This window comes from Paraburkholderia sp. BR10141, assembly GCF_056155635.1.
Genome location: NZ_JBMIQH010000032.1, coordinates 61,474 through 75,600, shown reverse-complemented (window position 1 = coordinate 75,600; position 14,127 = coordinate 61,474). Strand labels below are relative to the sequence as shown.

The 14,127-nt window shown below is 65.2% G+C and carries 13 protein-coding genes; 9 read left to right on the top strand and 4 right to left on the bottom strand.

All coding sequences use genetic code 11. The features are described 5' to 3' along the window. The 5 genes from ACOJB8_RS32310 (at window position 1) to ACOJB8_RS32290 (ending at window position 4,411) form a co-directional block, all read left to right on the top strand. Window positions 1-864 carry an ABC transporter permease gene (locus ACOJB8_RS32310; RefSeq protein ID WP_069267467.1) on the top strand — a complete coding sequence of 288 codons (864 nt, stop codon included), beginning with the start codon at window positions 1-3 and terminating at the stop codon, window positions 862-864. A 48-nt stretch (window positions 865-912) separates the two neighbouring features. Then, entirely contained in the window at window positions 913-1,746 is an 834-nt protein-coding gene (locus ACOJB8_RS32305; RefSeq protein ID WP_475016188.1) for an ABC transporter permease, read from the top strand. Window positions 1,747-1,783: 37 nt separating this feature from the next. Then, window positions 1,784-2,617 carry an ABC transporter ATP-binding protein gene (locus ACOJB8_RS32300; RefSeq protein WP_342946320.1) on the top strand — a complete coding sequence of 278 codons (834 nt, stop codon included), beginning with the start codon at window positions 1,784-1,786 and terminating at the stop codon, window positions 2,615-2,617. A 341-nt stretch (window positions 2,618-2,958) separates the two neighbouring features. Then, window positions 2,959-3,660: a carbonic anhydrase gene (locus tag ACOJB8_RS32295; protein ID WP_069267464.1), complete on the top strand. Its 702-nt coding sequence runs from the start codon at window positions 2,959-2,961 to the stop codon at window positions 3,658-3,660. 574 nt (window positions 3,661-4,234) lie between these two features. After that, window positions 4,235-4,411, top strand: a complete 177-nt coding sequence (locus ACOJB8_RS32290) for a hypothetical protein (RefSeq protein ID WP_154677984.1) — start codon at window positions 4,235-4,237, stop codon at window positions 4,409-4,411. A gap of 27 nt (window positions 4,412-4,438) precedes the next feature. On the opposite strand, the gene ACOJB8_RS32285 is transcribed toward ACOJB8_RS32290, so the two are convergent. After that, a complete protein-coding gene (locus ACOJB8_RS32285) occupies window positions 4,439-5,464 on the bottom strand; it encodes an aldo/keto reductase (protein WP_368728445.1) in 1,026 nt (341 codons plus the stop codon). A gap of 287 nt (window positions 5,465-5,751) precedes the next feature. On the opposite strand from ACOJB8_RS32285, the gene ACOJB8_RS32280 reads away from it, so the two are divergent. Continuing rightward, window positions 5,752-7,179 carry a DHA2 family efflux MFS transporter permease subunit gene (locus tag ACOJB8_RS32280; protein WP_475016185.1) on the top strand — a complete coding sequence of 476 codons (1,428 nt, stop codon included), beginning with the start codon at window positions 5,752-5,754 and terminating at the stop codon, window positions 7,177-7,179. 42 nt (window positions 7,180-7,221) lie between these two features. On the opposite strand, the gene ACOJB8_RS32275 is transcribed toward ACOJB8_RS32280, so the two are convergent. Next, window positions 7,222-8,244, bottom strand: a complete 1,023-nt coding sequence (locus ACOJB8_RS32275) for a VTT domain-containing protein (RefSeq protein ID WP_069267461.1) — start codon at window positions 8,242-8,244, stop codon at window positions 7,222-7,224. Between the two features lie 229 nt (window positions 8,245-8,473). On the opposite strand from ACOJB8_RS32275, the gene ACOJB8_RS32270 reads away from it, so the two are divergent. From ACOJB8_RS32270 to ACOJB8_RS32260, 3 genes are all read left to right on the top strand, one after another. Continuing rightward, window positions 8,474-9,292 carry a helix-turn-helix transcriptional regulator gene (locus tag ACOJB8_RS32270; protein ID WP_368728443.1) on the top strand — a complete coding sequence of 273 codons (819 nt, stop codon included), beginning with the start codon at window positions 8,474-8,476 and terminating at the stop codon, window positions 9,290-9,292. Between the two features lie 175 nt (window positions 9,293-9,467). Then, complete coding sequence (locus ACOJB8_RS32265) at window positions 9,468-11,171, top strand: FAD-dependent oxidoreductase (protein ID WP_475016183.1); 1,704 nt, start codon at window positions 9,468-9,470, stop codon at window positions 11,169-11,171. Between the two features lie 34 nt (window positions 11,172-11,205). Continuing rightward, a complete protein-coding gene (locus tag ACOJB8_RS32260; RefSeq protein ID WP_069267458.1) occupies window positions 11,206-11,397 on the top strand; it encodes a hypothetical protein in 192 nt (63 codons plus the stop codon). Window positions 11,398-11,415: 18 nt separating this feature from the next. Here the strand turns inward: ACOJB8_RS32260 and ACOJB8_RS32255 are convergent, their stop codons facing one another. Both ACOJB8_RS32255 and ggt read right to left on the bottom strand, forming a co-directional pair. Further along, on the bottom strand, window positions 11,416-11,958 hold the full coding sequence (locus ACOJB8_RS32255; RefSeq protein WP_475016181.1) for a helix-turn-helix transcriptional regulator: 543 nt from the start codon (window positions 11,956-11,958) through the stop codon (window positions 11,416-11,418). Window positions 11,959-12,308: 350 nt separating this feature from the next. Continuing rightward, window positions 12,309-14,039 carry a gamma-glutamyltransferase gene (gene ggt / locus ACOJB8_RS32250; protein ID WP_069267488.1) on the bottom strand — a complete coding sequence of 577 codons (1,731 nt, stop codon included), beginning with the start codon at window positions 14,037-14,039 and terminating at the stop codon, window positions 12,309-12,311. Between the last annotated feature and the right edge of the window lie 88 nt (window positions 14,040-14,127).

Here is a 14,127-nt window from a genome sequence, read left to right as displayed (position 1 = left end):
ATGACGGAAACCGCGATCACGATTGCTTCGGACGCGCCGCGTGCAGCAACACCACGTTTCGACACGACGAGCGCGCACGTGCGCTGGCGCAGCGTACTGCGCGCATGCACCTGGCATCTCGCGCCCTGGCTGCTGCCTGCGATGCTGTATCTGCTGTGGAGCGTCGGCTGCGCGCGTGGCTGGATCGCGCCGCAAATCCTGCCAGCGCCGCAGCGCGTTTATGAAACCTTCGTCGACCTCGCCCAGAGTGGCGAGCTTGCGCGCAATACGCTGATCAGCCTGCAACGCGTGCTGCTGGGCTTCGCCGGCGGCACTGCGCTCGGGTTCCTGATCGGTGGTGCGCTCGGGCTCTCCCGCACACTCGAAGCGTGGGTGCTGCCCAGCTTCAACGCGATCGTGCAGATTCCCGTGCTCGGCTGGCTGCCGTTTCTGCTGTTGCTCGTCGGCGTGGGCGAGCCGCTCAAGTATTTGCTCATCGCTCACGCGGCGCTCGTGCCCGTCACGCTCAGCACCATGCAGGGCTTTCGGCAAACACCCGCTGCACTCGATGAAGTCGCGCGCGTGTTCGCCTATACCCGCTGGCAACGCATCGTGAGGCTCGTGCTGCCCGCGGCGATTCCGACGCTCGCCACCGGCGTGCGCCTGGCCTTCACGAAGGCGTGGCTCGCGCTCGTCGTCGTCGAACTCGTGGCGTCCTCGGAAGGCCTCGGCTACCTGATCGTGTATGGCCGCCAGCTCTTTCAGCTCGATCTCGTGATGGCGTCAGTGGTCGTGGTGGGCGCGGTCGGCCTCGTCATCAATCGTCTGCTCGATGTGCTCGAGCGACGTTTGCGGCGCGGCACGCCTTCGGCGTTTCGCGGCTGACGCTGACGATGAATAACTGCCGCCATTGAGGACAAGGGAGAATTCGCCATGAAGATATCGCTTGCACGAGCATCCGCGCGTCCCGATTGCGCCTGTGACGCTGCCACCGAAGCGAGGCCGCGCCGCACTGTCGATTTACGTGGCGCCGCCCTGCCCCTCGTCGCCATCGCGCTGTGGTGGGCCTTGAGCGCCTCGCATCTCGTGAAAAGCGGCCTGCTCGTGAGTCCCGGCGATGTGATTCGCACCGCTTATGAACAAATCGAAAGCGGTGCATTGTTCCGCGCGCTTTCGGCGTCGCTTGCCCGCGAAGCCTGCGGCTTTGCCATCGGCGCGACCGCGGGGTTCCTGCTGGGCGGCGCGCTGGGTCTTTCGCGCATCGCCGCACGCGTCGTGGGGCCGAGCTTCGACACCTTCAAGCAGATCTCGCTGTTCGCATGGATTCCGCTCATTTCCGTATGGTTCGGGCTCGGCGACGCCGCCAAGGTGGTCTTCCTTTCGCTCGCGGCGCTGCTCCCGGTTGCCGCCCATACGTGTGACGGCATTCACGCCGTGCCACGCAAATACGTCGAACTCGCGCGGGCGTTGCGCTATTCGCGCCTGCAGCTTGTCCGCTACGTGCTGTTGCCCGCCGCGCTGCCCTCTATTTTTACGGGCCTTTATCTCGCGCTCATCTATTCGTGGCTCGCCACGCTCGGCGCGGAGTATCTGCTCGTGGCGGGCAGCGGCATCGGCAATCTTCTGATCGACGGCAGCGAGCAGTTCCGCATGGACCTCGTGCTGTTCGGCATCGTCGTCGTGGGCGCGATCGGCTGGGCGCTCAATGCGCTCGCTCGGCGCGTGGAGCGAACGGTGCTGGCGCGGCTGCACATCACCGCCCAATGATCCGGACTACCAATCAACAGAAACTGGAGAAAAGCCGATGAGCGCCACTGAACCCGCCGGACTCGACATTCTGCATGTGAGCAAGCGTTACGGCACGGGCGAGTCCACGCTCGTCGTGCTCGACGACGTGACGCTGCATGTGCGCCCCGGCGAATTCGTGAGCGTGCTCGGCGCGAGCGGATGCGGAAAATCCACGCTGCTGCGCCTGATCGCCGGCCTCGACGCGGGCTATAGCGGCGCCATCATGATGCGCGGCGAACGTGTTGGCGACACCTCGCTCGAGCGCGGCATCGTGTTCCAGGATCATCGTCTGTTTCCTTGGCTCACGGCAGAACAGAACATCCTGGCGGCACTGCGCAACGCCCCGCTGTCGGCACGCGAAAAACACGACGCGGTGGCCGAGCACATCGCACTCGTGGGCCTCACGGGCTTCGAGCGGGCGTATCCGCATCAGCTCTCGGGCGGCATGGCGCAGCGCGTGGCGATCGCGCGCGGCCTCGTCAATCGCCCGCGCGTGCTGCTGCTCGACGAACCCTTCGGCGCACTCGACGCCCTCACGCGCAGCCGTCTGCAAAACGAACTGCTGCGCATCTGGGAACGCGAACGCATCACGATGATCCTCGTCACGCACGATGTCGACGAGGCGATCTACCTGGGCGAGCGCGTCGTGACGATGGCGCCGCGCCCCGGCCGCATTCGTCGCATCGTCGACGTGGCATTGCCGCGCCCGCGCGATCGCGCGGATCCGCGCTTCGTGCGGCTGCGCGACGAGATTCTCTCCGACTTCTCGGACGCCACGACACCGCCCGGCGACACGCTGTTGCCCGACACCCCTGGCCAATCTTCAGGTCAATGGCGCATGGCGTGGTGAGCGCGCCGACCGACTGGTCGGTCGCGGCTCCTCCTTCCTCATGATCCCGACATCACCGGCGACACCGCGGGTGTGCCAATTGCACCCGGCGTGAGAAAATCTCTTTTCGAACGGAAACGCACGACGCGTCAGCGCCTTCGCAGCAGCACGCTTTCCGGTAATTAGCCGTCTTTTCTGCCGGTTTATCGGCATATCCCGCGGGTTCGACGATTGAGTACCGGGGAAACGGCTGGCCGGGGCAACGTGACGCGAAGTTTTCCGATCCGCAAGGGGTCGGCTCAGCGTAAACTCCCGCTGTTGCCATTCGATAGTGTCGATTCATGATAAAGAGAGAAACATCCATGCCAGACAACACCCACTCGCACGACGGTCACTCCGATTCGTGCGGCTGCGACCTGTTACACCTGCTCGACGGCGTGGAAGAATTCACTCATCACGTTTTCCCGGGCAACAAGGAGCTGTTCCGCAGCCTCGCCCACAGCCAGGCGCCGCACACGCTCTTCATCACCTGCGCCGACTCGCGCGTTTCGCCGGAAATGATCACGCAGGCCAAGCCCGGTGATCTGTTCGTGTGCCGCAACATCGGCAATATCGTGCCGGCGTACGGCGAAATGCTCGGCGGCGTTTCCGCCGTCGTGGAGTTCGCGGTGCTCGCGCTCAACGTGAAGCAGATCGTGCTGTGCGGCCATACCGATTGCGGCGCGATGAAGGGGCTCGCCTCGGGCGCGGAAGCCACGGCCGACATGCCCACCGTGCACGCGTGGCTACGCAACGCGGAAGCCGCGCGCAGCGTGGTCAAAACCCGCGGTCTGGACGACGACCAGATCGTTCAGGCGCTCGTGGAAGAAAACGTCCGCCTGCAACTCACGCACCTGCGCACGCACCCCGCCGTGGCGGCGCGCGTGGCCCAGGGCCAGCTCGAACTGCAGGGCTGGGTCTATGACATCGGCCACGGCAAGGTCACTGTGCTGGACGAAGCACACGGCAAGTTCCTGTCGCTCGGCGAAGCGCGTGCGCGCCTGCGCAAGCGCGTCGAGGAATAATGGCCGGGCGCTGATGCGCCCCACGCCTTCACGCTGACTGCCAGGCTCACTTCTGGCCAGCGCCGGGGCGGCGACTCACGCCGCCCCATTCACACTCCCCTTATGCATTCCGCATGAATTGAAGTGCGTCCACAGCGCATTTCCAGGTCTTGTCGGGCGATTTTCTCAATCTGCGCAATAATTCTTTTCGAATTAGGGGTTTACCCTAGGACAAAACCCGACTACACTCTGGCCCGTACTACATGCGGCGCCCTGCCGCACAAGAAGAAGAATTCCGGAGGTTGGTCGCTATGCAGCACGTTGCCCCGCCGTCGCATCACCTGTCTCATCCCGGCTTCAATCGCACTACCGGCGCATTGCGTCGTCCCACGCTTCGCTAGTTCAGCGCGCGTGTCCTGCCGTCGCGCACGCGCCGCGGCAGGCGAACTTGAAAGGCCCACTCCGCGTCATCGCCGTTTTCATGCTGCTATTCACGTCGCGGCAAACGGCGCGCGCTTTTGCGCGTATGGACGCCCGGTAATGGGCTTCGCACCCGTCACGGGCCGAGCGCCCGGTTACCGAAGGAGAAGCATCCATGGAGTCCGCGCAGAACCGTCAGTCGAAAGTCGAAGTGAAGTTGTTCCTGCACCCGGAAGATCACTACCGCGCGATGGCCGCCGCGAAGACCCTCAATCTCGCGGAGCGCGAGTTCTTCGCGCTGGCGCTGCATCTGGGCGCGACCCAGATCCTGCGCCAGACCGAAGCGGCTTGATGAAGCCTCACCGGGCGAGGCGACTCATTACACCGGTGACGGGTTGCGCTCGGCAAAACCCTCCTGGTGCCAGTAGGGGTACACAGGCCGCACAGCACTCGCGGCGTCGAGCTTCGCCACCTGCTCGGGCGTGAGGTTCCAGCCGACCGCGCCGAGGTTCTGGCGCAACTGCGCCTCGTCGCGCGCGCCGATCAGCACCGTCGCGACCGTCGGCCGCTGCAGCAGCCAGTTCAGCGCGATCTGCGGCACGGTCTTGCCGGTTTCCTGCGCGATCTCGTCGATGGCGTCGAGTACGCGAAAGAGGTATTCGTCCGGCACCGGCGGCCCCTGCTCCGCCGTCTTGTGCAGACGGCTCTTCTCCGGCAGCGGCTGGCCGCGCCGGATCTTGCCCGTCAACCGTCCCCAGCCCAGCGGACTCCACACCACCGCGCCCACACCCTGGTCGAGCCCGAGCGGCATCAGCTCCCACTCGTAGTCGCGGCCGATCAGCGAATAGTACGTCTGGTTCGCGACGTAACGCGGATAGCCGTAGCGATCGGCCACGGCCAGAGACTTCATCAGGTGCCAGCCCGAGAAGTTCGACACGCCCGTGTAGAGAACCTTGCCTGCGCGTACCAGTTCGTCGAGCGTGGACAGCACCTCTTCGGCCGGTGTGCGCGCATCGAATCCATGCAACTGGAACAGGTCGATATGGTCGGTCTGCAGACGCTTGAGCGCCGCGTCGACCGCGCGCTTCAGGTGGAAGCGCGATGAGCCCACGTTGTTGGGTTCGTCGTCGAAGCGGAAGGTCGCCTTGGTCGAGATGATCGCCTTGTCGCGGCGCCCCTTAAGCGCCTCGCCGAGCACCGACTCCGACGCGCCGCTCGAATAGATATCGGCCGTATCGAACATCGTGACCCCAGCGTCGAGGCAAATGTCGATGAGCTTGCGCGCTTCGGCGACATCGGTTGCGCCCCAGGCCTCGAAAAACTCGCCTTTGCCGCCGAACGTGCCGGTGCCTAAGCTCAGCACCGGCACCTTCATTCCGGACGCACCCAGAAAACGGTATTCCATTTCCGACTCTCCATTAATCAACGGGTTGACGATGTGATGCCGACAGCGGACGAGTCTACGCGCTTCGATTCGGGCTTGCCGCGCGGGTCACACGGCGAACGGCTCGCCGCGCCGCGGACCGCCGCGCGGCTGTACAGATGCTTTTGCCTGATGGAAACTGTCGCCTTTCGCCGCGGGCTTTGTGCTTCACTATCCGGTCCGCAACGTACCGATCGGCAATATCTCCGCTGCCTGCCCATGCTCCGTAACAAGATCGCATTGATTCTCCGCTGCTGCGTGGAGGCGCAATGACCGCTCCCGCACAACGTTCCCCCGGCGTCGGCTGGCTGCCGTACCTCGTCGCCGCCACGTTCTTCATGGAGTACCTCGACACGACCGTGATCGCCACGGCGCTGCCGCAGATGGCGCGCTCGTTCGGCATCGGCCCGAATAGCCTGAGTCTTGGCGTGACCGCCTACATGCTCGCGCTCGCCATCTTCATTCCGGCCAGCGGCTGGGTGGCGGACCGCTGCGGCGCGCGCACCGTGTTCTTCAGCGCCGTGGTCACGTTCACGGTGGCGTCCGTGCTGTGCGGGATCTCGCAGAACGTCGACGAGTTCGTGGCCGCGCGCATTCTGCAAGGCATTGGCGGCGCGATGATGGTGCCGGTCGGGCGCATGATCGTCGTGCGCAGCACCGAGAAAAGCAAGCTCATGCAGGCGATCTCGACGATCACCTGGCCCGCTATCGCCGCGCCCGTGGTGGGACCGCCCATCGGCGGCTTCATCACGACCTACGCGTCGTGGCGCTGGATCTTTTTGCTGAACGTGCCGTTCGGCATCGCCGTGCTCGCGGCGATCGCCGCCATCGTGCCGAACCTGCGCGGCGAACAGCGCCGGCCGCTCGACGTCGCGGGGCTCGTGCTGAGCGGCGCCGCGCTGACCGCCATCCTTTACGGCGCGGAACTCGCGAGCCAGGTCGGCCAGAATCCGTGGCGCGCAATGGCGCTCGTGGCGGCAGGCGTCGCGATCGGGGTCGTCGCGTTCGTGCACGCGAAACGCCATCCGCACCCGCTCGTCGATGTTTCCACGCTGAAGGTTCCGACCTTTTCCGTCACGATCGTGACCGGCTCGATCACGCGTATCGGCATCGGCGCGGCGCCGTATCTGATGCCGCTGATGTTCCAGATCGGCTTCGGTCTTACGGCGTTCAAGTCCGGCCTGCTGCTGCTCGCGAGCGCGCTCGGCAATCTCGGCATGAAGGCGCTCACGACGCGCATTCTCGAACGCTGGGGCTTCCGGCTCGTTTCCGTCGTCGACGTCAGCGTTGCCGGTGTCTCGTTGATCGCGTGCGGCCTGCTCACGCCCGGCACGCCGCTCGTTATCGTGTTGATCGTCGTGTTCGTCTACGGCATGGCGCGCTCGATGCAGTTTTCCACCCTCGCCACGTTGGCCTACGCCGACGTCGCGCAGCCGCAAATGAGCGCGGCCAGCACGCTCTGGAGCGCCGCGGCGCAGATGACGATCGGCCTTGGCATTGCGTTCGGCGCGCTCGCGCTGCGCGTGGCCGCGAACCTGAACGGCGAAACCACGGGCCATGTGTTCACGCTCGACGACTTCCGGCTCGCCTTCCTCGCGGCCGGCGTGCTCACGCTGATCTCGGTGTGGGGTTATGCGCAGATGGCGCGCGATGCGGGACAGAACGTGGGCGGCGGCTCGCGCAGGCAGCGCGCGTAGGTCCCGCCGCGCGCCTGACAACGCGCGGCGGCAGGACCACCGTTATTTGGAAAGACTTGCCCGCACGGTATATTCGGCTTCCTCGCCCGCTTCGAGCTCATCGGCATGGGCATGGGCCGCGTGGAACTCGTTGGACAGCGGCTCGACCGGATAACCGTGGCGCTCCCACGCGTCGAGCCCGCCCTTGAGCGCGCGCGCGTGATAGATGTGCTTGTTGCGCAACTGATCGACGATGCGCTTGGCCGTCGCCTCGTTCGGGCACACGCAGTACACGACGATCGGACGCCCGATCAGCTCGGGCGAGAGTTCTTCGCTCGATTCGAGATTCAGCGGCCGCGCGCCGGGAATGCGGTAAGCCTCCTTCTGACGCACGGCTTGCGGACGCGCGTCGAGCACGATGGGCGGTGCACTCGACTTCATCATCTCGTCGAGCTGATCGGGCGAAATGCGGTGCGTCGCCAGCCAGTGGCGGAACTGCATGCGCCGCAGCCAGCGCCAGGCGAGGAACAGCACGCCCGCCACGGCGAGCACGTCGAAAATCGTCATGCCGTTCGCGCGCACGAACGCCGCGAATCGCACGATTTCCGCATGCAGCGCCGCGCCGCCGAGCAGCCAGGTGCCCGCCCACAACGCCGCGCCGACCGTGTCCCACAGCAGGAAGACGTGAACCGCCACCGTCGTCGTGCCGAGCAGCGGCGCGGAAATCAGGCCGAGCCCCGGAACGAACTTCGCCACCGCGAGAATGGGCGCGCCGTAGCGCTCGAATACGTTGCGCGCGATGCGGATCGTCGTGTCCAGCGACAGCGAAAAACGCACGAGCCCATTGAGCAGACGCCGCCCGCGCTTGCGGCCTGCGGCGAACCACAGCGAATCCGCGAGCAGCGTCGCGATCACGGCCGCTGCCAGCAGGCTCCCGTAGGACGTCTCGCCGCTCGCCGCCATCGTGCCCGCGAGAATCAACACCGGCGCGGCCGGGACGGGCACGCCCAGTTGCGTGACGAGTACGCTGAGAAAGACCGCTCCGGCGCCGAAATCGGGTGGAATCGCGGTGGGGAGCGTCAACATTTCGAGATAACCTGCGCGCAGGGATATTCAGGTAAGGAAACGTGGCGCGCATACCGCGCCGGCCGAGGGTGGAGATTACCCCAACGTGCCATTCCTTGCTCTCGTTGACGCAGGCTTCGCGGCGGCATCGGGCGGGCGATCCGGCCCCGCTGCCGGCGCTTTCGCGGCGATGCGAAACGGTGCTAATCTCGTAAAAGTTGCTTTTTCCAGCCGTTTTCCGTCAAGACACATGCGTTACTGGCATCTCGATCGACCGAGGCAGGCAGGTCAGTTAGACCTCTCGCGCGTCACCAGCCTCGTTTCGGCCATCGGCCGCGACGACGCCAACGCACTCGCCGCCGAAGTGCTGAACATGCTCGGCCCGGCGACGTCGGTCACGCAGTGCACCGTGTTCGCCTACGAATTCGGCAACCGGCCGCGCACGGTTTCCGTGGCCGATCATCGCGGCGGGCGCTTTTTGCGCGACGTCGCCGACACCTACGCGCGCCTCTTCTACGCGCTCGACGGCAATCAGCAGATCGTTTCCGGCGCCTCGGCCGACAAGCCCGGCTCGTCGCTGGTGCTGCACTGGCAAAGCAGCGCGGACATCGCGCACGATGGTTATCGCACCGCGTGTTACGCCACGCCCAACGTATCCGACCGGCTCTCGCTGCTGCTGCAGCCCGCCGCCGACATCTGGCTCTCCGTGAACCTGTACCGCGAAAGCGACGCCGGCAATTTTCAGCCGGGCGAAGTGGAACTGGTCGAATCGCTCGCGCCGCTGATCGGCGAGTCGGCCCGGCATCACTACACGATTCGCGGCCAGAGCCAGCTCGGCATTCCTCAGATGATGCTCGCGCGCCTGCGCGGGCTCTGCCCCACGCTCTCCAAACGCGAACTCGATGCCCTGCGCGGGGTGCTCGAAGGGCGTAGCGCGGTTGAAATTGCCGAGTGCATGGGCGTGAAGCCCAGCAGTGTGGTGACGTATCAGAAACGCGCGTATCAGCGGCTGGGCATTTCGAGCCAGCGGCAGCTGTTTGCGCTTTGTCTCGCGACGGATCACGGTTAAACACCGCCGCAAGCGCGCGCACAAAACCACTGCGCAAAATATCCCCCCGTAAGCCCCCTGTACCCAAATTGAGGACAGCGGGCCGCGCCTCGCGCTCCATACTGCCTTCATCGCCAGCGCCCCGCTCGGGGCATGCCGGCAAGCACAAGACTTACGTATCGGAGACGCAATCCCCATGAGCGCCGGATTCAAACCCTATCCGTTCGAGGCCAGGCAGTACGCCGCCCGCCTGCCCGAACTCGAAGGCGGCCGTGAAGCGCAACGCCACGCCGTGACGATCGTCGGCGGCGGTCCAGTGGGGCTCGCCATCGCGCTCGGCCTCGCGAAGCACGGCGTGCGCTCGGTGCTGATCGAAGCCGACGCATCGGTCTGCTACGGCAGCCGCGCGATCTGCATCTCGCGCCGCAGCCTCGAAATCATCGAGCGCCTCGGCGCGCTCGACGGCTTTCTCGCCAAAGGTCTGCCGTGGACCGGTGGGCGCAGCTTCTATCGCAACGACGAAGTGCTGCACTTCACGATGCCGCAGGACGAAAACCAGAAGCTTCCGCCGATGGTCAACCTCGCGCAGTACCACATCGAGCAGTTCCTGCTCGACGCAGCGGAGCGGCACGCCGATCTCATCGACATTCGCTGGTGCACGAAGGTGACGGCCCTGCACGAAGACGCGCATGGCGCCATGCTCTCGCTCTCCACGCCCGCAGGCGATTACACCGCGCAGACCGACTGGCTCATCGCCGCGGACGGCGGCCGCAGCACGGTGCGCGAGTCGCTCGGCCTGAAGCTTCAGGGCACGAGCTATGAGGGCCGCTATGTGATCGTCGACATCCTGCTCGACAGCGCGCGGCCGACGGAACGGCTCGCGTATTTCGACCCGGCGTCGAATCCCGGCTCGACCGTGCTCGTCCACAAGCAGCCCGACAACGTCTGGCGCATCGACTATCAGCTGCGCGACGGCGAGGACGCCGACGAAGCGATCAAGCCCGAAAACGTCATGCCGCGCGTGCAGAGCCTGCTCGACATGATGGGCGAGAAGGCATCGTGGTCGCCGGTCTGGATCACGATCTACAAGGCCAACGCGCTCACGCTCGAGCGCTATCGCCACGGCCGCGTGCTGTTCGCGGGCGACGCGGCGCATCTCGTGCCGATCTTCGGCGTACGCGGCGCGAACTCCGGCATCGACGACGCCGACAACCTGGCGTGGAAACTCGCGTATGTCGTGAAGGGGCTCGCGAGCGACGCGTTACTCGACAGCTACTCCGATGAGCGCGTCTACGCCGCGCACGAAAACCTGAGCTATGGCACGAAGAGCACGGAATTCATGGCGCCGCCGTCGTTCGCCTTCGACCTGATGCGCACCGCCGTGCTGAGCCTCGCGCGCGAGCACGCCGCCGTGCGCTCGCTGATCAATCCGCGCCAGACTTCGGCCATCGCCTACGCGGCCTCGCCGCTCAACGCGGCCTCCGACGCATTCGCGAGCGGTCCGGTGCCGGGCACGGTGCTGCCCGAATGCCCGCTCACGATCGTCGATCAGGCTGGCGTGCGTGAAGGGCACATGACCGACTTGATCGCGCCATGCTTTACGGCGTTCTACTTCAGCGAGGATGGCGCGACGCCCGCCCCGATCGCCGCGCTCGAAACGACGCTGGCCGCCCGCGCGCTGCCGTTCGCGCTGGTGCCGCTCGCACAGCGCCAGCCCGACGACGCATCACGCCGCAGCGGCTGGGACCGAACGGGACGCCTGTTCCCGATGTACGGCGCCAAGCCCGGCACGCTCTACCTCGTGCGCCCGGACGGCCACGTGCTCGGCCGCTGGCACGCCGAAGCCGGCACAGTCGCCACGCAGGCGCTCGCCGCCCTTGACCATGCGCTGTGCGCCTGAGCGCTGGCGGAATCAAGTACAGATAGAGAAAGCCATGACCGACAGCGAACTCGACACCGTCTACACGCAGCTGTGCAAGACCATGACCAATCTGGGCGAAGTCAACGGCCCGCTCTTTCTTGCGCGCTTCGCGCTGCTCGCGATCGAGCGGATCGGCAACGCGCAAACCTGCCTCGGGTTGATCGACGCCGCAGGCAAGAACGTTTCGGCAGCCGTGCCGGAATAAGGGGAAGCGCGGCACGCCTCAGCGCTGCGTCGACTGCACGAGTCGCGCGAGGCGCGAGCGGTTGCTGACGCCGAGTTTCTGAAACGAACGATCGAGATGGGTGCGCACGGTCGTATAGGAAATGCCTAGCCGCTCGGCGATCTCCTTGTCGAGCAGCCCTTCCACCACGAGCGCGACCACGTCGCGCTCGCGCCGCGTCAAGCGGTTGATCGCTTCGTTATCCGCAGTGGATGGGTCGGCTGGCGGCGGCTGAACGTGGCCCGTCTGCGCGCGCGAGCGCGCCAGCGCGGCGATGAAAGCCGGGCGCACCAGATCGAACAGCGCCAGCTCCCGATCGGAAAGATGCTCGCGCCGCTTGCCGCGCCCGATGCGCAGATGATCGAGATACTCTTCGCCCGACCAGACGAACAGGTCCGCGCCCGCATGCAGGCCGTCGGCGCGCAGCAGTTCGAGCAGGCGCCGCCCCACTTCGAGACGCAAGGCACCCTCGGGCAAGATATGGTCGGCCAGCAGCTTGAAGACGTCGGCGATCAACGCGAGTTCGCGGCTCGTCAGGTCCATGCTCGGGTGCGATGAGAAGTGGGCGCGCGCCCCGCTTGCGCGGCGACGCAAACATCAGAGCTTAATGTTCTCGCCTGACGTATTCAATATGCAGTGCGACTGTGAAGCGTGAAGCGTGCATGCCGAAAAGAAAATGGGGCGGCAAATGCCGCCCCAAGAAAAACACACGCCGGCAAAGGGCTGTCTTCCGCCGGAGGTTGCATAGTACGCGATGAATTACGGAGCGGCATCCCCAGATTTGAGGACAAACGCTCACGTCATGCAAACTTTTGCCGCCTCATGCCAGCTTGCCGATGCGAAATGGTTTGCTTTCATGCGCAGCGCATCGTTTCGCATCGGCGTCGCGGTTTTTACTGGATCAGACGCGAGACGCCACGGCCGCGCGGATCGGAAACCGCGTCGGGCGTATCGCCGTTGATACGGATCGCCTGGATGTCGCCGTTGAAGTCCTGCGCCTTCAGCACGTAGCCCTTCGCCTCGACCTGCCTGGCGAGTTCGCCGTCGATCGGCGCATACGGCTCCCAGAAAATCGTGTTGGGCGGCAACAACTGGTGGTGGAAGCGCATCGCCGCCACCGCGTCCTTCAACGGCATGTCGAAGTCGTAGTTGTTGTTGATGACCTGGAACACCGACGTGAAGATGCGCGAGCCACCCGGCGTACCGATCACGAGCGCCACCTTGCCGTCCTTCGTGAGGATGGTCGGCGTCATCGACGAAAGCGGACGCTTCTTCGGCGCAATCGCGTTCGCGTCGCTGCCCACCACGCCGAACATGTTAGGCACGCCGGGCTTGGACGCGAAATCGTCCATCTCGTCGTTGAGCACGATGCCGGCGCCCGGCACGACCACGCCCGAACCGAAGTAGCCATTGACCGTGTACGTGTTCGAAACGGCGTTGCCCCACTTGTCGACCACCGAGAAGTGCGTCGTCTCCGCCTTCTCAGGCATCGAGGTGCCGAGGCCCGGTTGTACGCTCTTGGTGTCGGATGGCTTGTCGGGGTCGACTTCGGCAGCGCGCTTCGCGAGGTACGCGTCGTCGGTGAGCTGCGCGACCGGCACCTTGTAGAAGTCGGGGTCACCGAGATATTGCGCGCGATCCGCGAACACGCGCTTCTCGATCTCCGCGATCAGATGGATGTACTGCGGCGAATTGAGCTGCACATCCTTGAATTGCGGCGCCAGCATCGACTTCATCTTGAGCAGTTGCACGAGGCCCACGCCACCCGAGCTCGGGGGCGGCGCAGTGATGATCTCGTAGCCGTTCCACTTCGCCTCCACGGGCTGGCGCCACACTGCCTTGTACTCCTGCAGGTCGCGCTTCGTGATGAGGCCGTGACCCTTCATCGAAGCGGCGATCAGATCCGCGGTCTTGCCGTCATAGAAGTCCTTCGCGCCCTGGTTCGCAATGCGCGTAAGCACATTGGCGAGATCGGGCTGCTTGAATGTGACGCCCTCCTTCAGGTTGCCGAAGTAGTCGTCGAAATTGGTCTTGCCGGCGAAGTCCTTTTCCGCGGCCTCACGGCGCTTCGCGAGCTGCTCGTCCACGACGAAGCCGTCGCGCGCATATTTGATCGCCGGCGCGAGCACCTGCTTCCATTGCAGCCTGCCGAAGCGCTTCTGCGCCTCCCACATGCCCTCGACCGTCCCCGGCACGCCCACGGCGTCGTAGCCGTAAAGGCTCTTGCCCGGGATCACGTTGCCCTTGTCGTCGAGGTACATCGTGCGCGTGGCGGCGAGCGGCGCGCGTTCGCGATAGTCGAGAAAGTACGGCTTGCCGTTCACGTAGAGCGTCATGAACCCGCCGCCGCCGATGTTGCCGGCTTCGGGGTACGTCACGGCGAGCGAGAAGGCGATGGCGACCGCCGCGTCGACGGCGTTACCGCCCTCCTTGAGGATCTGCTCGGCGGCGTCGGCCGCGTACTTGTCGGCAACGGCCACGGCGGATGCATTGAGGACCGCAGGGCGTTGCTGCGTATCCTTCGCAAAGGCCGGCGTGGCTTCGAGGAAGCCCGTGGACAAGGCGGATAGCGAAAGCAGTGCGAGAGCGGCAGCGGAAATTTTCGTTTTTTCAACCAGCTTCATCGAGTTCACCCCATGATTCGGTTTGTTGGCCTACCAGAAACCTGCCTTGGCCTTATAGCACGCCAGGAAAACGATTGCGATCCGGCGA